This is a genomic window from Streptomyces sp. NPDC003720 (genome assembly GCF_042875075.1).
Classification (GTDB): Bacteria; Actinomycetota; Actinomycetes; order Streptomycetales; family Streptomycetaceae; genus Streptomyces.
Genome location: NZ_JBIANZ010000005.1, coordinates 101843 through 120111 on the forward strand (window position 1 = coordinate 101843; position 18269 = coordinate 120111).

Annotated in this window: 16 protein-coding genes and 1 pseudogene; 13 read left to right on the forward strand and 4 right to left on the reverse strand. The window is 73.4% G+C overall.

Features of this window, described 5'->3' with window-relative positions:
* Positions 1-78 precede the first annotated feature (78 nt).
* From ACFYU0_RS15025 to ACFYU0_RS15050, 6 genes are all read left to right on the forward strand, one after another.
* Positions 79-501, forward strand: a complete 423-nt coding sequence (locus ACFYU0_RS15025; RefSeq protein WP_389301082.1) for a hypothetical protein — start codon at positions 79-81, stop codon at positions 499-501.
* Between the two features lie 176 nt (positions 502-677).
* Positions 678-2405, forward strand: a complete 1728-nt coding sequence (locus ACFYU0_RS15030) for a hypothetical protein (RefSeq protein ID WP_389301084.1) — start codon at positions 678-680, stop codon at positions 2403-2405.
* Between the two features lie 55 nt (positions 2406-2460).
* Positions 2461-3102, forward strand: coding sequence for a hypothetical protein (locus ACFYU0_RS15035; protein WP_389301087.1), 642 nt, complete (start codon positions 2461-2463; stop codon positions 3100-3102).
* Positions 3099-5192, forward strand: coding sequence for an Hsp70 family protein (locus ACFYU0_RS15040; RefSeq protein ID WP_389301090.1), 2094 nt, complete (start codon positions 3099-3101; stop codon positions 5190-5192). Before ACFYU0_RS15035 ends, ACFYU0_RS15040 begins: the two co-directional genes overlap by 4 nt.
* A gap of 1049 nt (positions 5193-6241) precedes the next feature.
* A complete protein-coding gene (locus tag ACFYU0_RS15045; protein ID WP_389301092.1) occupies positions 6242-6850 on the forward strand; it encodes a hypothetical protein in 609 nt (202 codons plus the stop codon).
* Between the two features lie 67 nt (positions 6851-6917).
* Positions 6918-7646, forward strand: a complete 729-nt coding sequence (locus tag ACFYU0_RS15050) for a YcnI family protein (protein ID WP_389301900.1) — start codon at positions 6918-6920, stop codon at positions 7644-7646.
* Between the two features lie 11 nt (positions 7647-7657).
* Here ACFYU0_RS15050 and ACFYU0_RS15055 read toward each other — a convergent pair whose 3' ends face one another.
* Together ACFYU0_RS15055 and ACFYU0_RS15060 are read right to left on the reverse strand one after the other, a co-directional pair.
* Positions 7658-8296 (reverse strand): response regulator, encoded by a 639-nt coding sequence (locus ACFYU0_RS15055; protein WP_389301903.1) that lies wholly within the window; start codon positions 8294-8296, stop codon positions 7658-7660.
* A 68-nt stretch (positions 8297-8364) separates the two neighbouring features.
* Entirely contained in the window at positions 8365-9630 is a 1266-nt protein-coding gene (locus tag ACFYU0_RS15060) for a sensor histidine kinase (RefSeq protein ID WP_389301094.1), read from the reverse strand.
* Positions 9631-9812: 182 nt separating this feature from the next.
* On the opposite strand from ACFYU0_RS15060, the gene ACFYU0_RS15065 reads away from it, so the two are divergent.
* Together ACFYU0_RS15065 and ACFYU0_RS15070 are read left to right on the forward strand one after the other, a co-directional pair.
* Positions 9813-10901 (forward strand): ABC transporter permease, encoded by a 1089-nt coding sequence (locus ACFYU0_RS15065; protein ID WP_389301096.1) that lies wholly within the window; start codon positions 9813-9815, stop codon positions 10899-10901.
* On the forward strand, positions 10898-11581 hold the full coding sequence (locus ACFYU0_RS15070) for an ABC transporter ATP-binding protein (protein ID WP_351668904.1): 684 nt from the start codon (positions 10898-10900) through the stop codon (positions 11579-11581). The genes ACFYU0_RS15065 and ACFYU0_RS15070 overlap by 4 nt, the downstream gene beginning before the upstream one ends.
* Positions 11582-11624: 43 nt before the next feature.
* Here the strand turns inward: ACFYU0_RS15070 and ACFYU0_RS15075 are convergent, their stop codons facing one another.
* Positions 11625-12440, reverse strand: coding sequence for a CDP-alcohol phosphatidyltransferase family protein (locus tag ACFYU0_RS15075; RefSeq protein ID WP_389301098.1), 816 nt, complete (start codon positions 12438-12440; stop codon positions 11625-11627).
* 107 nt (positions 12441-12547) lie between these two features.
* Between ACFYU0_RS15075 and ACFYU0_RS15080 the strand changes: the two genes are divergently transcribed.
* The 5 genes and pseudogenes from ACFYU0_RS15080 to ACFYU0_RS15100 form a co-directional block, all read left to right on the forward strand.
* Positions 12548-13573, forward strand: a complete 1026-nt coding sequence (locus ACFYU0_RS15080) for a dehydrogenase (RefSeq protein ID WP_389301101.1) — start codon at positions 12548-12550, stop codon at positions 13571-13573.
* Between the two features lie 102 nt (positions 13574-13675).
* A complete protein-coding gene (locus ACFYU0_RS15085) occupies positions 13676-14074 on the forward strand; it encodes a 6-carboxytetrahydropterin synthase (RefSeq protein ID WP_351668898.1) in 399 nt (132 codons plus the stop codon).
* 32 nt (positions 14075-14106) lie between these two features.
* On the forward strand, positions 14107-15324 hold the full coding sequence (locus ACFYU0_RS15090) for a glycosyltransferase family 4 protein (RefSeq protein ID WP_389301906.1): 1218 nt from the start codon (positions 14107-14109) through the stop codon (positions 15322-15324).
* On the forward strand, positions 15321-16358 hold the full coding sequence (locus tag ACFYU0_RS15095) for a class I SAM-dependent methyltransferase (RefSeq protein ID WP_389301103.1): 1038 nt from the start codon (positions 15321-15323) through the stop codon (positions 16356-16358). Before ACFYU0_RS15090 ends, ACFYU0_RS15095 begins: the two co-directional genes overlap by 4 nt.
* Positions 16355-17419, forward strand: a pseudogene (locus ACFYU0_RS15100) (YbhN family protein); the annotation flags it as partial. The gene ACFYU0_RS15095 and the pseudogene ACFYU0_RS15100, both read left to right, overlap by 4 nt.
* 53 nt (positions 17420-17472) lie before the next feature.
* Here the strand turns inward: ACFYU0_RS15100 and ACFYU0_RS15105 are convergent.
* Positions 17473-18249 (reverse strand): creatininase family protein, encoded by a 777-nt coding sequence (locus tag ACFYU0_RS15105; protein ID WP_351668894.1) that lies wholly within the window; start codon positions 18247-18249, stop codon positions 17473-17475.
* Positions 18250-18269: the final 20 nt, after the last annotated feature.

An 18269-nucleotide genomic window follows, 5' to 3' on the forward strand; every position in this document is an offset into this window, starting at 1 on the left:
CCGGACGCCGGCGGGCGACCCGCTCCGCCCGCCGCCTCCTGCCTCACCTCCTCTTCGACCCACGCCCGAAGGACACCCGTGAACCGAGCCAACGTCATCGCCATCGCCGCCTGCGGGTTGACCGCCCTGTCGGTCACCGCGGCCGTCGTGGACCACGTCGGCAGCCACTCCGCGCTGACCGCCGCCCGCCGCCGGGCGGCCGCGGCCGACCACCGTGCCCGGCAGGCCGAAACCCGCCCGCCCAAGGTCGTCACCAAGACCGTGGACAAGCCCGTCTTCGGCCGCTCCACCCTGCTCGGCGTCTATGCGGCCGGCGTCATCTCCGGTGGCGTGTACACCGACGACGGCGACACGACCTACACCTCGAGCGACAGCACCTGCTCGCAGGAGTACTCCCAGGTCTCGCAGGAGCCCAACGGCGGCACCGTCCATCGGGACCTCTTCATGAAGGCCTGTCTGAACAACGTCAACGACACCGCCAAGGCCGACACCGCGCCTTGACGGGCGGCACCCGGCGGTTGCCCGCGGGGGAGTACCTCGCGACCGACCGGCGCCCCGAGGCGAAGAGGGCCGGCGGCCGGACCGCTCCGGCGCCCGCGACTCCGCTGCGCGCGGATGCCGAGACACCTCGTCAACCTGCGAAAATACGATACGTGTAAAGGCTATGTAATGGTCGTGTGCACAGCTACTCTGTCGGCGTGTACGACATGATCGACCCGGTCGCCGCTCGCCGTGCGGCCATAGCCGCCGAGAAGGAGCGTCTGGCCCGCGCGCGCGAACGCCGACGCGACGGCGGAGCGGCAGGCGCGAGCGGATTCGTCCAGCGCAAATGGCGCTGGGTCGGTGTCGACGGCGGCGAAGCCGTCGACACGGTGCTGCACGTGCTGAAGGACATCGCGCAGGCTCCCTCGCTGACCGAGGACCAGCGCGCTGTCCTGGCGGAGGCGCTGGAGGGGGCACCGGACCGGGAAACGCTGTTGCCGACGGTACGGGCGGGACTGGCCGGCCTGGAACCGGATGCCGTACTCCACCACCTGCGCGCCCTGTGGGCGGCCGGGGTGCGGTGGCTGAACGAGGCGGGGCTGGAGCGCTGCCGCATCCTGTGCTCGAGCACACCCGGTCAGGAACTGTCCGGTGGAAGGTCGCGCGCGGTCTCGGGCGGCCCCGCCTTCTCCCTGTTCGCCACCGCCGCCACCCGCGGCGCCATACCCGTGCCCAACGCGTTCCTTTCCCAAGTGCTCCCCTGGGCACCCCTGTCGGTCCTCGACGACCTCGTGGACCACGGTGGCCTGCTGCCCGAGGACACACCGTGGACGGCTCGCGACGAGCAGGAAGCGGTGTACCTACGGGCACGTCTCGACCCCGGCTCGATCAGCCTGCGACAGGCCGAGCGGCTCGGATGGGAGACGCTGCGGCGTCGCCGGGCCTTCCTGGCCGGCGAGACGATCACCCGGCGGGAGCCCGAGGACGTGTGGGACCTACTGTACGACGTCGTCATCGACGTCCAGCTGTCCTCCCTCGACGCTCTCGACGCGGCCCTGCCACGTGCCCAGCAGATCCAGTTGCGGAACCTCAGGTCCGGGGCGCTCGTCGGGCAGTGGGACGGCGACACCATCCGCGACCGGGGACTGTGGAAGCTGATGGCCGCGCTGTGGCGGCCGACCACGCCCGTCGACCCGCGGCGCAGCGACTTCTACGCCCTGGTCGCCCTCAACCGGGCCTACGACCTGCTGAAGTCCGGCGATCCGGAGGAGGCACTCCGCCAGGCCGAGTCGTTCCGGGACCGGAAGAGCGGCGCCGCGCTGCCCTCCCGCATCATGGACGAGGCGTACACCATCGCCGCCTACGCCGCCGCAGTCGTCTCGGCGGGGACCGCCGACGACCGCGGCGCGAGGGAGCAGCTGGCTCTCGCGGAGACGTACGCGGAGCAGGCGGCGCAGCACGGCGACCCCGTCGCGGAACGCAACCTCGCGCGTGTCCGCGCCTGGAGGGCGACTACCAGGAACAAACGGGAACCGGTGACGAACCCGTTCCTCGAACTCGGACTGGACCACGGGGCGGAAGGCTGGGACCGCCACTGCAGGAACCTCTTCCGCGAGTACGAGCGGGACGGAGACCACGCGGCCCAGGCCCGGCTGAACCGGGCCGAGGACCGCATCCATGAGGCCGCGCGCCACGAGTCCGGCTTCGACGTCTTCTTCCAGGTGCCGCTCGACCCGGCCCGCTACGAGTGGCCCGACGCCGTGCCCAGGCGACCGGTGCCGCCACTCGAACCCCTCGCGCGCCGGACCGGCCCGACGAGCGGTGCGGACCTCGAATCCATCCGGGCCTCGGCGGCCGTCGAACTGCTCGACGACTTCCGCAGCAGCGCACCGCATCTCGACCGTCACCGGCCCACCCGCTGACTGACGGCGCTTTCCCCCTGACGACGCACGATGGTGAGCGAGGCAGAACCAGGTCATGGCACCCCGGAGGATCAGGGCGCAGCGCAGCGCCGTGAAGAAGCCGCCCAAGAACCAGCGGTTGCACCGCCTCTGTCCCCACTGCGGACAGGTACAACAGGGCACGGGGCAGAAGCCCCCGCCGCACAAGCCCGGCGGGCGGGCGCGCCGCAGGGAGAAACGCCGCGAGACGGCCGAGTCGTCCCCCGTCGTGGAGCAGCGCACCGCGCCCGAGCCCATCGACGCCAAGAGCATCATCCAGGGAGTCGTCGAGCGGGTGCCCGCGGCCCTCGCGGACGCGAACGTCGGGGCAACCACGCCGTCGACCGCCCTGAACGTGGCCGTGCGCAAGGCGGTCCTCGACGAGTTCCGCACCCGCGCGCAGTTCGCCGGACGGCTCGCGGAGATCGACGCGCTCGTCTGGGGACGGAAGGCGGACGGCGGCGAACTGCTCGGCGGAGCCCTGCGGGAGCACCTGCGGGAACTGCGCATCACCAGGATGACCGAACCGGAGGAGAGCGACCGGTTCGTCGTGACCGAGGGCGAGGGCGAGGCGTTCGAGGTGCTGCGCCCGGCGTACGTGGACGAAGTGACCGGCAAGGTCATCCTGGCCGGTCACCTGCGGCGGGTCTCCCGACCCGCAGTGGGGGAGGAAGAGTGACGACCGGCATCGACTTCGGCACCACCAACTCGGTGGCCGCCCAGTGGAACGGCGAGTACGTCGAGATCCTGGAACTCGGTGGAGGGGGGCTCGACGCGGACTGGGAGCGGCCGGGCTTCGAGAAGCTCTACCCGTCCGTGGTGGGCACCAGTTCCCTGCGCACCGGAGCCCTGTTCGGCTGGGAAGCCAAACTGAGGTCCGAGAAGGCGGTCGAGGCGTGCAAGCGACTGCTGCGCGAGGAACCGCTCGTGACGGTCGGCGGACGACGCTTCGCCGCCACCACCGCGGCCGCCGGAGTGTTCCGGTCCATGGCCGCGGCCGCCGAGGAGGAAGCCGCGACGGAGATCCGTGAAGCCGTGATCACCGTGCCCGCCAACGCGACGGGAGCGGCGCGCTTCCGCACCCGGGAAGCCGCGCGGGCGGCGGGTATCACCGTCAGGACACTGCTCAACGAACCGACGGCCGCCGCCATCGCCTACGCGCACACCATGGAGGAGGACGGCGAGTTCCTCGTCTTCGACTGGGGCGGCGGGACCATGGACGCCACCCTGCTCCTGCACGAGGGCGGATTCTTCGACGAGAAGGCCAGCCGCGGCGTCAACCAGCTCGGCGGACTGGAGATCGACACGCGGCTGCGCCGCATGGTGCTCGACCGGGCACCCGCGCGCAGGAAGTGGTCGGAGTCCGAGCAGCGGCAGTTCGCCCTCGACATCGAGCGCAACAAGATTTTGCTGTCCTCCCAGGAGTACGTGCGTATCACCACCCCGGACGGGGCCGCCGTGGAAATCGGCCAGGACGAGTTCTCCGCCGCGATCCAGGACCTGATCAGCCGTGCGCTCGACCCGGTGGAGGAATGCCTCGACCAGGCGCGGATCGACCCGAGCGAACTGAAGGCCGTGCTCATGATCGGCGGAAGCAGCCAGATCCCGGCCGTGCGGGACGCCGTGGCCGAAGCACTGGACTGCGAACTCGTCGGCGCGGACCTGTGCCACCCGATGACCGCCGTCGCCGAGGGGGCCGCCATCTGTGCTGCCGCCATGGACGGAGAGCTGAAGAGCATCATCCGCGTCGTGAACACGCACGCGCTCGGCACCATCACTCAGGACCAGTACGGCAAGCGTGAGTTCAGCGCACTGATCGACCGCAACCAGCGCCTCCCGCAGCAGCGGGTCAAGAGCTACCAGCCGTCGCGGGACGGCGTGTCCAAACTGACCGTCGAGGTGTGGGAAGGCGACCCGGACCGGCCCGTCGACCACCCGGACAACGTCAAGCTCACCGAACTGCCCCTGGACTTCCCACGGCGGTCCCAGGCCGAGGACGCCGTGTTCGACCTGGAGTACACCTACAGCAAGGAAGGACTGCTGTCGGTGCGGGCCACCCTGCAGAAGACCGGGGAGGTGCTCCTCGACGGCGAGGTCAGGGTCTTCGGCGACAGCACCGTCCCTCCGGAGATCGAGAAGGAACTGCGGGAACTCCTCTCGCTGCGCACCACGGGCCGCGAGGCTCCCCGCCCGACCCATCCCCAGCCCGCGCCGGCCGCGGAGGCCGAGGACCGAGCCGGCGGTGCGGCCACGGGGACGGCGGTCCGGCCCACGCCTGCGTCAATGGCCCAGTCGGCGGCTGCTCGCAAACAGCCGGCGGCGGCCCTGGTGGTGGACGGGTCCAACCTCGCGTGGAACGGTCGTCCGCCACGTGCCGCCGGCGGGCGCCCCAGCTTCCAGGCGCTGCAGGCAGCCATCAAGTCCCTCCGATTCAAGAACGCCGACCGGGACATCCACGTCGTCATCGACGCCACTCTCCGGCACGATGTCGCGGACGAGGAACGCCCGCTGGTGGAACAGGCGATAGCCGCCGGTACGGTGGTGCAGCCTCCGGCGGGAACGGAGGGCCGGGGCGACGCCCTCGTCATCAGCATCGCGGACGAGATCGGCGGAGTGATCGTCTCCAACGACAACTTCGCGCCCTTCCAGAAGGCCAACCCCTGGCTCCTGGATTCCGGCCGGGTGCTGGGCGCCACGCACTCCCAGGGTCTTTGGGTGTTCAACCCACGCAGGCCGAACTCCGTTCTGGCCGCTGGGCGTCGCCGCTGAGGAACGTACCTGCCGCGGTGTGAATCCCGACGCCGCCTGCCGAGGACTTCGGCAGGCGGCAGCCGTCGGTAGCGTCCGACGGGACTGCTTCGCTGCGGCACTGCGCGGCCGGGTGAAACAAGGCACCTACGACGGCGCGGGCCGACCCTCCCACGCGAGCGAGGCCAAGTCTGGCTCACCGACTCCTGGAAGTACCGCTACGACCTGGTCGGCAACCTCACCTCCCAGGGTGGCTCTTCTTGAGGTGGTTCGCGATGCTGGCAGGCGCGCCCGTGTAGCTGCACGAAGGGCATGTCTGCCACACGCCCTCGGATACGGCTCGGGCGCTCACCGAGTGACCTGGGCCGTATCCGTGTCCGTGCAGCAACTGGGCTACGGACGAACCGTACTCGACCGCCAGCAGCGCGGCCTCCGCCACTTTGTCGTGACCGGGGGCGAAGAACGAACCGGCTCCGACCGGCTTGGCGCAGCCGCACCAGCAGGTGCCGGTCGGAGTGAGGCGAGGAAGCGGCTTCGACGTCATGGCATCACCGTAGATCGGTGGACGTGCCTTGATGGGCGCCTTCGCGCGTTCGGCGGTAATCCGTAATCGGTAATCTGTAATCGGGAGCCAGGAGCCAGGAGCCAGGAGCCGGGAGCCGGGAGCCGGGAGCCAGGAGCCGGGGCTGAACTTCCGTCGTGTGGCCCGGCCGTCGGAACCGCGTGCCCTCACACGATCAGGTGGTGTCTGCCGGGCCGGGCACGCGCAGCGAAGACGCCTCGTTAGACGGTGTGACGGGACTTCCCCGTCAGGAGCCGAAGGAGAGGCGCATGGGACTGTCCTTCCGCCGCAACACGGACGGCACGACGACGGGTCGGTAAGAGGCGATGGGGTTCACCGTCACCCTCGCCGACGAGGAAGAGGCCAAGCGGCGGCTGTATGAGGACGCGGGGTGGGAGTACGCCACCGCCGCCTCCCGCACCGCCCGGGTACCACCGCTTCTTCGTGGTGACGGTGAACCGGGCGTCGTCACCGGCCGTATCCCCCTTCCATGGGAGGATCGCTCACCATGAGCGCGTCGGCGGCCGTCAGGAGTCTGCGTGCCGCCGTGTTCGCCGCGGTGTGCGTGCTGCTGGCCGCCGCCGGGCACGGGCTGGCCGTGGGGGACATGCCTCCGCTGTGGGCCGACGCGGGTGTCTTTCTGAGTGTGTTCGCCGTCGGCTGGGCGCTCGGTGGGCGGGAGCGGTCGCTGGTCGGGATCGGGGCGGCCATGCTGGTCACCCAGGCCGGGCTGCACTTCAGCTTCGGCGCGGCTCACCGGGTCAACGGCTCCGGCGGGCGTACGGAAGCCATGCACATGGCGTCCATGCACGGTCACACCATGACGGCGGCGCACACCCACTCCACGGCCGATTCCGCCACGGCCGCCCACCTTCTCGCCGCCCTCCTGGCCGCCTGGTGGCTGCGGCGGGGCGAGGCCGCCCTGTGGTCGCTGCTGCGGCGGGCGGCCGGGCTGGTGCCGGGGCTGGTCGCGTGGTGGCGGGGTGTTTCGCCGCCCGTTCCGCACGGACCTGCCGCGCGCGGCCCGGCCGGGCCCGACGCGCTCCGCCTGACCCTGCTGCTGCGGCATGCGGTGCACCGGCGGGGGCCTCCCTCTGCGATCTCGTACTCGGTCTGACCATCCGGCACACATCACTCGTACGGAGATCCACTCAGCCATGTCCGTCTCACCCATGTCCATGAACATGTCCGCGACGCGTGTCGTCCTGCGTCGAGCCGCGGCCGTCACCGCTCTGACCGCCACCGCAGTCCTCGCGGCCGCCGGCGCCGCTTCCGCGCACGTCACTGTCCACCCGGAGAGCTACGAGAAGGGAGCCACCGACGGTGTGCTGACCTTCCGGGTGCCCAATGAGGAGGACGCCGCCTCCACCAGCAAGGTGCAGGTCTTCCTGCCGACCGACCACCCGGTCCTCGGCGTCATGGTCCATCCGCAGGATGGCTGGACCCCCAAGGTGACCACCACCAAGCTGAAGACGCCGGTGAAGACCGATGACGGCACCATCACCGAGGCCGTCTCCCAGATCACCTGGACCGGCGGGAAGATCGGGGCGGGGGAGTACGAGGACTTCGACGTCGCCTTCGGGGAACTGCCGGACAATACGGGTCAGTTGACGTTCAAGACGTTGCAGACCTACTCCGACGGCAAGGTCGTTCGGTGGATCGAGGCGCCCAGTGGTGGTGAGGAGGCCGAGAATCCGGCGCCCACGCTCAAGCTGACGGAGGGGGGAGAAGAGGCTCCCGCTCCTGCGGCGGCGAAGGGCGGTGATTCCGACACCGTGAGGACGGCGGCGACCGACGGGAGCGACGGTACCGCCCGGGGGCTCGGTGTCGGGGGACTCGTCGTAGGGGTGCTGGGGCTGGCTGCGGCCGTCTTCGCCCTCGTGCGGGGGCGGTCCTCGAAGGCGGACGCCTAGCCGGCCACGGGTCAGCGGCGGATCAGGCCCAGGTCCGTCGCCGTGGCCACGGCGGCCGTGCGGGAGTCGACGCCGAGTTTGGTGTAGGTGCGGGCCAGGTGGGACTTGACGGTGCCCTCGGTGAGGTGGAGCCGTCGGGCGACCGCCTGGTTGGAGAGACCCTGCGCGACCAGGGTCAGGACCTCCGTCTCGCGCCGGGTCAGGGCGACGGCGGGGCTGCGCAGGCGGTTCATCAGGCGGTCCGCGACGGTCGGGGCCAGCGCGGTCCGGCCGGCGGCGGCCGTGCGTACCGCCGCCGCGAGTTCCTCGGGGTGGGCGTCCTTGAGGAGGTAGCCGGTGGCGCCCGCCTCGATGGCGGGCAGCGTGTCCGCGTCGGAGTCGTAGGTGGTCACGATCAGGACCCGCGGTGCGCCGGTGCGCGCGGTGATGCGGGCGGTGGCCTCGGCGCCGCCCATGCCCGCGCCGAACTGCAGGTCCATCAGGACGACGTCGATGTCGCCCTCGGCGGCGCGGGTGACCGCGGCCTCCGCGGTGGCCGCCTCGGCCATCACGACGATGCCGGGCTCGGTCTCCAGCACGGCGCGAAGACCCGCCCGTACCACCGGGTGGTCGTCGGCCAGCAGCAGGCGAATGGGGCCGCCGCCGGACATGGAGGGGGTGAGGTCGCCGGGCGCGGCGGCGTTGGCGTCGCCGGGTACGGCCGGGCTGGGTTTGTCGGTCATGGGTGGGCCTCGGGATGCTCGGGAAGGTCCGGCCGCTCGGGGTCGCCGGCCTCGGGCGTTTGTGCGGGTGGGGTCAGGGGGAGCCGGGCGGACACGGATGTGCCGTGGCCGGGGGAGGAGTGGACGGTGAGGGTGCCGCCCAGGGCGGCCATGCGGGCGTGCATCGCGGCGAGGCCGAAGCCGCCGTCGTCCGGGCCGGGGGGTGGCGGCAGGGCGGGGTCGAAGCCGGTGCCGTCGTCGGTGATGTCCACGGCGACGTGGTCGTCGAGGTGGGTGAGGGTGACGTCCGCGGTGGTGGCCCCGGCGTGGCGGACGGTGTTGCCGAGCGCGGACTGGGTGATCCGCAGGAGGGCGACCTCGTGCGCGGTGGGCAGGGGGACCGGGGTGCCGGCCACGTGGAAGCGGACGGTGAGGGGGTGGCGGGCGGAGGTCGTGGCGCACAGGCGCTCCAGCGCGCCGGCCAGTGTGGTGCCCTCCAGGGCCGGCGGGGTGAGGGCGGCGACGAAGCGGCGGGCCTCGGCGAGGTTGTCCACGGCCGCCTGACGGGCCTGGTCCACATGGCGCGCGGCGGCGTCGGGCCGCCCGGGCAGGGCGCGTTCGGCGGCGCGCAGCAGGAGCTGGATGCTGGACAGGCCCTGGGCGAGGGTGTCGTGGATCTCGCGGGCCAGGCGCTCGCGTTCGGCGAGCACTCCGGCGGTGTGCTGGGCCCGGGCCAGGTCGGCGCGGGTGGCGGTCAGTTCCTCGATCAGCCTGCGGCGCTGCTCGCTCTCCCGGTACAGGGCCTGGTAGCCCCACACCACCGCGACGGCCACGGCGGCGCCCAGCGCCGGGCCGATGGCCATGGCGACGCTGAAGGCGTGCTGGTGGGCGGCGAAAGCGGTGATCGCCGCGAGCGCGGTCGCCACGACCGCGGCCAGAGCGGGACGGCGCGGCAGCAGGTGGAGGTGCAGGAAGTACAGCGGGAAGGCCAGCCAGACGCCGTCGGCGGACAGGGCCAGCAGCGCCAGCCAGACGGCGCCCAGACAGGCCAGCCATACCGTCGCCGACCGGCGTGACCCGCGTACGCCCGGCAGCAGCGGACCGGCCGCGTACACCAGGCCGCAGGCGACGGCGGCGGCGACGGTCGCCCAGGGGTGCGGCCCGCCCCCGGTCAGGGCCCGCCCGGCGGCCAGCGCGAGCAGGCCGGCGATCAGCAGATGCAGGCACCAGGCAAGGATCCTGCTGGTCGGGACCGGGGTGGGGGCGGGGGGAGAGGAGTTCACAGTGCGTCCAGGCTACGGAGGGGGACCCTCGGGAGGCCTCCATCGAAAGTTACAACCCGGACGCCGTCCTTCCGGCCGGTGAAGTGCGGTCCCTTGCCAGAAGCCCTGGGCGGGGGGCCTCGGCGACGGTGGGGTCGTACCGATGCGACCACCGCTTACGACGTCGAGAGGACGGGTCACCCGTGTTCGTCGCCTGGAGAGACCTGAGGTTCGCCAAGGGGCGCTTCGCCCTGATGGGGACCGTCATCGTGCTGATCACCCTGCTGGTCGGGCTGCTGTCCGGGCTGACCGCCGGGCTCGGCAGGCAGAACGTCTCCGCGATCACCGGGCTGCCGGTGGACCGGATCGCCTTCCAGGCCCCCGCCGGCGGGCAGGGGCCGTCCTACGCCGACTCCACCGTCACCGCGCAGCAGTGGCGGCAGTGGGCCGGGGCGCCAGGCGTCGAGCGTGCCGAACCTCTGGGGATCACCACCACCAGGGCCACCGCCGGGCGGCGGAGCACCGCGCTCTCCGTCTTCGGTGTCGAGCCCGGCTCCCCGCTCGCCCCGGACGGCGGACGGATCGACGACCGGTCGGCGGTGCTGTCCACCACGGCCGCCGACGACCTCGGCCTCGCGCCCGGCGGCTCCCTCACCCTGGCCGGGCACCGGCTGACCGTCGCCGCGGTGCGGGGCGACGCCTCCTTCAGCCACACCCCGGTCGTCTGGACCAGCCTGAACACCTGGCGGCGGACCGCGCCGCCCGCGGACACGGCCGACGGCCCCACCGCCACCGTCATCGCCCTGCGCACCACCGCGGGAGCCGACCTCACGGCCACCGACCGGCGGGCCGGCACCAGGACGGTCTCCGTCGAGGACTCGCTCGCCGCGATCGGCTCCTACACCTCGGAGAACGGCTCCCTGCAGCTCATGCGCGGATTCCTGTTCGCCATCTCGGCCCTGGTCATCGGCGCCTTCTTCACCGTGTGGACCATCCAGCGCAGCGGCGACGTCGCCGTCCTCAAGGCGCTCGGGGCCTCCACCGCGAGCCTGCTGGGGGACGCCCTCGGCCAGGCCCTCGTCGTGCTCGTCGGCGGCACCCTGGCGGGCACCGGAATCGCCGCCGCCGTCGGCGCCCTCGTGGCCGGGTCGGACGTGCCGTTCCTGCTCAGCCCCGGCACCGTGCTGCTGCCCGCCGCGGTCATGGTCCTGCTCGGCGCCCTCGGCGCCGCCCTGTCCATCCGCCGCATCACCTCCGTGGACCCGCTGACCGCCCTGGGGAGCGCCCGATGAGCCTCGAACTGACCGACGTCACCCTCACCTACGCCGACGGCGAGACCCGGCTGACCGCCCTGGACCGGGTCACGCTCCAGGTCCCCAAGGGCAGTGTCACCGCCGTCGTCGGCCCCTCCGGTTCCGGCAAGTCCAGCCTGCTGGCCGTCGCCGCCACCCTGATCACCCCCGACGCCGGCACCGTCACCGTCGACGGCACCGCCACCACCGGCCTGAGCCGGGGCGAGCTCACCGAACTGCGCCGCCACCGGATCGGCATCGTGTTCCAGCAGCCCAACCTGCTGCCCTCCCTCACCGCCGCCGAACAGCTCCAGGTCATGGCCCGGATCGACGGCCGCGGCCCCGGCCGGGCCCGCGGCCGCGCCCTCGAACTCCTCGACGCCGTGGGCCTCGCGGACCAGGCCCACCGCCGGCCGCACCAGCTCTCCGGCGGGCAGCGCCAGCGCGTCAACATCGCCCGCGCCCTGATGAACGACCCCACCGTCTTGCTGGTCGACGAACCCACCAGCGCCCTCGACCACGAACGCGGCGCCGCCGTCATCGAGATGATCACCCGGCTCACCCACCAGCGGGCCACCGCCACCGTCCTGGTCACCCACGACCGCACCCATCTGACCACCGCCGACCGGATCGCCGAAGTCCACGACGGACGCCTCCGCCGTCCCGCACCCACCGGCTGACGGTGCGGCGGGACGGCGGAGGCGTGACGGTGTCCCCGGCGCCTCAGCGCGCCGCCAGCTCCAGCTTCCGCACCAGCGGCTCGCCGAGCGTCCCCTCGCCGGCCGCCGTCCCGGCAACCGCGGCCTCAGCGGCCGTCCGCCCGCCGTCCATACGGGCTTCGCGCCACAGCCACAGCACGTCCCGGCCGAACGACCACACCAGCGAGCCCAGCGACAGCACCACGATCGCCAGGTTCGCCGGGTGCGGCAGCAACTCGGCGCCGGCCAGCAGCAGGCAGATGCCCTGGAGCGCGGCGACCGTCTTGCGGGCGAAGGACGGCGGCAGCGGGGCGTTCAGCCAGGGGGCCACGCGGGCCGCCGCGACGAACGCGTACCGCATGCCGCCGATCAGCAGTACCCAGGGGCCCTGCTGCGTCGCCACGTACACGCTCAGCACCAGGATCAGGAACGCGTCGACCTCCATGTCGAACCGGGCGCCGAGCGCGGACGAAGTCCCCGTGCGGCGGGCCACCTTGCCGTCGACGCCGTCCAGCAGCAGCGCCACGGCGGTCAGGCCGACCAGCAGGGTCACCGGCGGCGCGCTCTCGAAGGAGTCCGCGACCAGCGCCGTCACCGCGCCGACCAGGGTGGCCCGGCCCAGGGTCACCCGGTTGGCCGGGCCGAAGGAGCTGAGCCGGGAGCGGTGCAGGGCGCGGGAGAGGACCGCCCAGGTGGCGAACGCGAAGACCAGCCCGGTCAGCCAGCCGGCCGGCCCCATGCCGATCGCCGAACCGAGCAGGGCGAGCAGCAGGAGCTGTACGCCCGCTCCGACAGCGGTCTCCTGCTGGAGCCTCGCGTCATACGTGTTGTTCAGGGCCACCGCACATCCTCCGGCCGAGTGACAGAGTCGATCAACGCCGCGTACTGTGCGCGGCCTGTGCACATCTCGGTACGTGAACAACTTCCCGATCGTTCAGGAGGATGCCGATGAACCGGTCGGCCCGCGCGTTCTGGCTGAGCTCCCCGGGCGCCGGTGAGCTGCGCGACGTCACCCTCACGGAGCCGGGCGAGGACGAGGTCCTGGTCCGCGCGCTGTACTCCGGAGTGAGCCGCGGCACGGAGACGCTGGTCTTCCGCGGCGGGGTGCCGGACTCCCAACACGCCGTCATGCGGGCGCCGTTCCAGGAGGGCGACTTCCCCGCGCCGGTGAAGTACGGCTACCTGAACGTGGGCGTCGTCGAGGAGGGCCCCCGCGAGCTGATCGGCCGCACGGTCTTCTGCCTGTACCCGCATCAGTCCCGTTACGTCGTTCCGGTGAACGCCGTGACCGTGGTGCCGGACCGGGTGCCCGCCGAGCGGGCCGTGCTCGCCGGGACCGTGGAGACCGCGGTGAACGCCCTGTGGGACGCGGCGCCCCTGATCGGCGACCGGATCGTGGTGGTCGGCGGCGGCATGGTCGGCTGCTCGGTCGCCGCGCTGCTCGCCCGCTTCCCCGGCGTACGGCTGCAGCTCGTCGACGCCGACCCGGCCCGCGCCGAGACCGCCGAGGCGCTCGGCGCCGACTTCGCCACGCCCGAGGCGGCCCTCGGCGACTGCGACCTCGTGGTGCACGCCAGCGCCACCGAACAGGGCCTCAGCCGCTCCCTGGAACTCCTCGCCCCCGAGGGCACGGTCGTCGAACTGAGCTGGTACGGCGACCGGCGGGTCGCCCTGCCGCTCGGCGAGGCCTTCCACTCCCGCCGGCTCACCGTGCGCAGCAGCCAGGTCGGCACCGTCTCCCCGGCCGCCCGCGCCGGACGCGGCTACGCCGAACGGCTGGCGCTCGCCCTCGACCTGCTCGCCGACCCCGCTCTCGACGCCCTCATCACCGGCGAGAGCGCCTTCGAGGAGCTGCCGGAGCTGATGCCCAGGCTCGCCTCCGGCGAGATCCCGGCCCTGTGCCACCGCATCGCCTACCCCGGCGCCGGGCCGGACCGTTCCGGCCGGCAGCGGTCTGACCTGAGAAAAGAGTGAGAGGAGGCTGAACACGGGGAAGCGAGCAGCCGTACTACACGGCAATCCCCCGGCAGGTGACCGCCGGGGGCATCAGACGCGCCGCACCTGGAGGGTCGTCCGTTGTTCAGCATCACCGTCCGCGATCACATCATGATCGCCCACAGCTTCCGCGGCGAGGTGTTCGGGCCCGCACAGCGCCTGCACGGCGCCACGTTCCTGGTGGACGCCACGTTCCGCCGCGAACAGCTGGACGAGGACAACATCGTCGTCGACATCGGCCTCGCCACCCAGGAACTCGGCGCCGTCGTGGCCGAGCTGAACTACCGGAACCTCGACAACGAGCCGGAGTTCGCCGGGATCAACACGTCCACCGAGTTCCTGGCCAAGGTCATCGCGGACCGGCTCGCCGACCGCGTCGACAAGGGCGCCCTCGGCGAGGGGGCCCGGGGCCTGGCGGGCCTCACCGTCACCCTGCACGAGTCGCACATCGCCTGGGCGAGTTACGAGCGTGCCCTGTGACGGAGACGACCGTGAAAGCCACCGGCACGACCATGAAAGCCACCGGGCCGGCCCTGGAGGCCACCGGGACGGCCGTGGGGAGCGCGCACAAGGCGCGGCTCGCCTATGTGCCCGCGCAGCCCATCGCTCTCGAGAACGTCGGGATCATCCCCATGTCCCTGCGCACCGTGCACTTCGTCATGCCGGGCGGCGTCGACGACCCGGCCGCGCCGAGCGGCGGCAACGCCTACGACCGCCGGGTCTGCCTGGACCTGCCGGGCTTCGGCTGGCAGGCCGTACGGCACGCCGTGCCCGGCAGTTGGCCGCGCCCCGGCCGCGCCGACCGCGACGTGCTCGCCCGCACCCTGCGGGAACTCCCCGATGACACCGTCGTCCTGCTCGACGGCCTGGTCGCCTGCGGAGTGCCGGAGATCGTGGTCCCCGAGGCGGAGCGGCTGCGCCTCGCGGTGCTGGTGCACCTGCCGCTCGGCGACGAGACCGGCCTGGACCCGGCCGTGGCCGCCGCCCTGGACGCCCGCGAGCGGGCCGTGCTGCGGGCGGCCGGCGCGGTGATCGCCACCAGCGACTGGGCCGTCCGCCGGATCGTCTCCCACCACGGACTCGCCCCGCAGCGGGTGCACGTCGCCGCCCCCGGCGCCGACATCGCCCCCCTCGCCCCGGGCACCGACGGCGTCTCCCGGCTGCTCTGCGTCGCCGCCGTCACCCCGCGCAAGGGCCAGCACCGGCTGGTGGAGGCGCTGGCCGCGGTGACCGACCTGCCGTGGAGCTGCGTGTGCGTCGGCGGGCTCACCCAGGACCCCGAGTACGTCGACCGGTTGCGCGGCCTGATCCGCGAACGCGGCCTGGAGGAACGGCTGCTGCTCGCCGGGCCGCGGGGCGGCGCCGAACTCGACGCGGCGTACGCGTCGGCGGACCTGATGGTCCTCACCTCGTACGCGGAGACCTACGGCATGGCCGTCACCGAGGCGCTCGCGCGCGGGATCCCGGTGCTGGCGACCGACGTCGGCGGGGTGTCCGAGGCGGTCGGCCGCGCGCCCGACGGCGGCGTCCCCGGCATCCTCGTCCCGCCGGAGGACCCGGCGGCGCTCGCCGCCGAACTGCGCGGCTGGTTCGGCGAACCCGACGTGCGTCGCCGGCTCAAGGCCGCCGCGCGCGGCCGCCGCGCGGCGCTGGACGGCTGGGCGACCACCGCCCGCAGCCTGGCCGGTGTGCTCGGCAGGCTCCCCGAGGCGCCGAGGAGGGCGGCATGACGGACACACGGACGGCGACCGGCGGTATCCCGGCCCAACCGGCGCCCGGCGAAGCCGAGTTCGTACCGGAAGGTGAGGAGGCCGCGATGGGCACCGGTGCAGGCGAGAGCGACCCGGCCGGTGTGATCGCCGGCGCCGGCCCCGTCACCGGCCCCGGCGAGCGGGCCACCGTACGGCTGCGGGACGGTGAGCCGCAGGAGCCGCCGCGGTACGCCCCCGAGTGGCTGCGGCTGCGGGAACCGGCCGACGCCGCGGCGCGGGCCGCGGAGCTGCTGGACCCGCTGCGGACCCGGCTGGCCGAACGGCCGAGCGGGGCGGGCGGGTCGGCCGTGCACGACCTGGGCTGCGGCACCGGCTCGATGGGCCGCTGGCTCGCCCCGCGGCTGGACGGCGCCCAGCACTGGGTCCTGCACGACCGCGACCCGTACCTGCTGCACTTCGCCGCCGTGGGCTCCCCGCGCGCCGCCGCCGACGGCAGCCCGGTCACGGTCGAGACCCGGCGCGGCGACGTCGCCCGGCTCACCCCGGACGCGCTGAACGGGGCCGCTCTGGTCACCGCCTCCGCGCTGCTGGACGTCCTCACCCGCGAGCAGGTCGACACCCTCGCCGCCGCCTGCGCCGGCGCCGGCTGCCCGGCCCTGCTCACGCTGTCCGTCGCGGGCCGGGTCGAACTCACCCCGCCGGACCCGCTGGACGCCGAGATCGCCGAGGCGTTCAACGCCCACCAGCGGCGTGACGGGCTGCTCGGACCGGACGCGGTCACCGTGGCCCGCGAGGCGTTCGCCGCGCAAGGGGCGGCCGTACGGCTGCACCCGAGCCCCTGGCGGCTCGGCCCCGAGGAGGCGGCGCTGACCGCGCAGTGGCTGCGGGGCTGGGTGGGCGCGGCCGTCGAGCAGCGGCCCGAGCTGTCCGAGCGCGCCGAGCGCTATCTGCGCGAGCGGCTGGCCGCGTGCGAGGCCGGTGAGCTGCGGGCCGTGGTCCACCACACCGATCTGCTGGCGCTGCCCGAGCCGGCGGGCGGGACCTCGTCATGAACGGACAGGCGGTGGAGACCGGCGCGCGGCCGCGCCCGGGGAGGGCGGCGAAGCCCCGCCTGGAGCGGGTGATCCCGCATGCGCGGATCCGGTCGGTGCGGGGCGGCGCCACGGCTCACGCGGTGGGCCCGGGGCCGGAGCCGTCCGCGCCCGGGAGCGCCCGGCGCGGCGCCGGCCACCGCCTGTTCGGCAGGCTGAACTCCCGTGCCGTGCGCACCCACTTCGGCACGGTCGCCGGCACGGCCATCGTCGCCGGGCTGCTGTGGCGGCTCGGCACGGGTGTCCTCCTCGACGGGCTGCGGCGGATCGACTCGGCGTCGCTGCTGCTCGCCCTGGGCATCGGGGCGGTCACCACCGTGTTCAGCGCGTGGCGCTGGCAGTTGGTGGCCCGGGGGCTGCGCATCCGGCTGCCGTTCGGGCCCGCGGTGGCCGACTACTACCGGGCGCTGTTCCTCAACGCGGCCCTGCCGGGCGGGGTGCTGGGCGACGTGCACCGCGCGGTCCGGCACGGGCAGAGCGCCGGTGACATCCGGCGCGGGGTGAAGGCGGTCGTGCTCGAGCGGGTCGCCGGGCAGGTCGCGCTGGCCGCGTTCGGCGCGGTCGTGCTGGTGGTCCTGCCGTCGCCGGTCCGGGACCAGGTACGCGGCGTCGCCGGGCCGGTGGCGCTGGCCGCGGCGGGCGCCCTCGCCGTCTGGCTCGCCGTCCGCATGAACCGCGCGCCCTCCCGCCGTGGCGGCGCGCTGCGCTCCGCGCTCGGCGAGGCCCGCCGGGGCCTGCTGTCGCGTGAGGCCGGACCCGGGGTCGCGCTGTCCTCCGTCGTCGTGCTGGCCGGACACGTCGCGATGTTCGTCGTGGCGGCCCGGATCGCCGGATCGGCCGCGTCCGTGCCGGTGCTGCTGCCGATCGCGGTGCTCGCCCTGGTCGCGATGGGGCTCCCGCTGAACGTCGGCGGTTTCGGCCCCCGCGAGGGCGTCACCGCCTGGGCGTTCGGCGCGGCCGGGCTCGGCGCGAGCAGCGGGGTGGCCGTCGCCGTGGTGTACGGGGTGCTGAGCTTCGTCGCGAGCCTGCCCGGTGCGGCCGTGCTCGTCGCCCGCTGGTACGCCGGACTGCGCGGCTACCCCCGTGCCGCCGCCGGGCCGGAGTCCGAGGTGAGCAGGTCGAAGAGCGCGCCGAACGAGTCCACCAGGCCGGCCAGCAGCTCCTTGCCCTTTTCCGCGGAACCCAGCGAAGGGCGGCCGATGACGCCCGAGTCGGTGTAGGCGGACATTCCCACGGTGAGGAGATGACGGCGGTCGTCGGCGGTGAAATCGGCGGACTCGTAACCAGGGCGGACGAATTCGGGGTGAGCGTGGAGCAGAATGGAGGTCTCGATCTCGCCCGCGTGCATGTCGGTGAGCAGGGAGGTGAGCACCCCGGACCGCTGCCGCGCCGCCTCCCAGTCCTCGGCGGCCGGGAACAGCGCCATCCGCTCCCCGCGCGCGGAGGCCTCCTGAACGACGTTGCCCAGCACGTAGTTGCCGCCGTGACCGTTCACCACGACCAGCGCCTCGACTCCCGAGCGGCGCAGCGAGTCCGCGATGTCCCGGACCACCGCGTGCAGGGTCACCGAGGAGATGCTGACGGTCCCCGGCCAGTCCGCGTGCTCGTGCGAACAGCCGATCGTCACGGGCGGAAGGAGGTGCACCGGATACGCGCCGGCGATCTCCCGGGCCACGGCACAGGCGACGAGCGTGTCGGTCGCCAGCGGAAGGAAGGGGCCATGCTGTTCGAAGCTGCCGACGGGAAGGACGGCGACCTGTGTTGAAACGCCCGCCCCCCGCATCCGTACGTCTTCCGTAGTGTCCGCCGGTACCACCCCGAAGCCGGCCGTACGCGCGCCCGAACCACTCATCTTTCCCGGCCCTTCGTCTC

Coding starts and splice junctions, on each gene's coding strand:
- ACFYU0_RS15095 (WP_389301103.1), top strand. CDS start 15,321: ATGACGGACACACGGACGGCGACCGGCGGTATCCCGGCCCAACCGGCG.
- ACFYU0_RS15050 (WP_389301900.1), top strand. CDS start 6,918: ATGTCCGCGACGCGTGTCGTCCTGCGTCGAGCCGCGGCCGTCACCGCT.
- ACFYU0_RS15055 (WP_389301903.1), bottom strand. CDS start 8,296: ATGTCCGGCGGCGGCCCCATTCGCCTGCTGCTGGCCGACGACCACCCG.
- ACFYU0_RS15045 (WP_389301092.1), top strand. CDS start 6,242: ATGAGCGCGTCGGCGGCCGTCAGGAGTCTGCGTGCCGCCGTGTTCGCC.
- ACFYU0_RS15105 (WP_351668894.1), bottom strand. CDS start 18,249: ATGAGTGGTTCGGGCGCGCGTACGGCCGGCTTCGGGGTGGTACCGGCG.
- ACFYU0_RS15070 (WP_351668904.1), top strand. CDS start 10,898: ATGAGCCTCGAACTGACCGACGTCACCCTCACCTACGCCGACGGCGAG.
- ACFYU0_RS15080 (WP_389301101.1), top strand. CDS start 12,548: ATGAACCGGTCGGCCCGCGCGTTCTGGCTGAGCTCCCCGGGCGCCGGT.
- ACFYU0_RS15035 (WP_389301087.1), top strand. CDS start 2,461: ATGGCACCCCGGAGGATCAGGGCGCAGCGCAGCGCCGTGAAGAAGCCG.
- ACFYU0_RS15090 (WP_389301906.1), top strand. CDS start 14,107: ATGAAAGCCACCGGGCCGGCCCTGGAGGCCACCGGGACGGCCGTGGGG.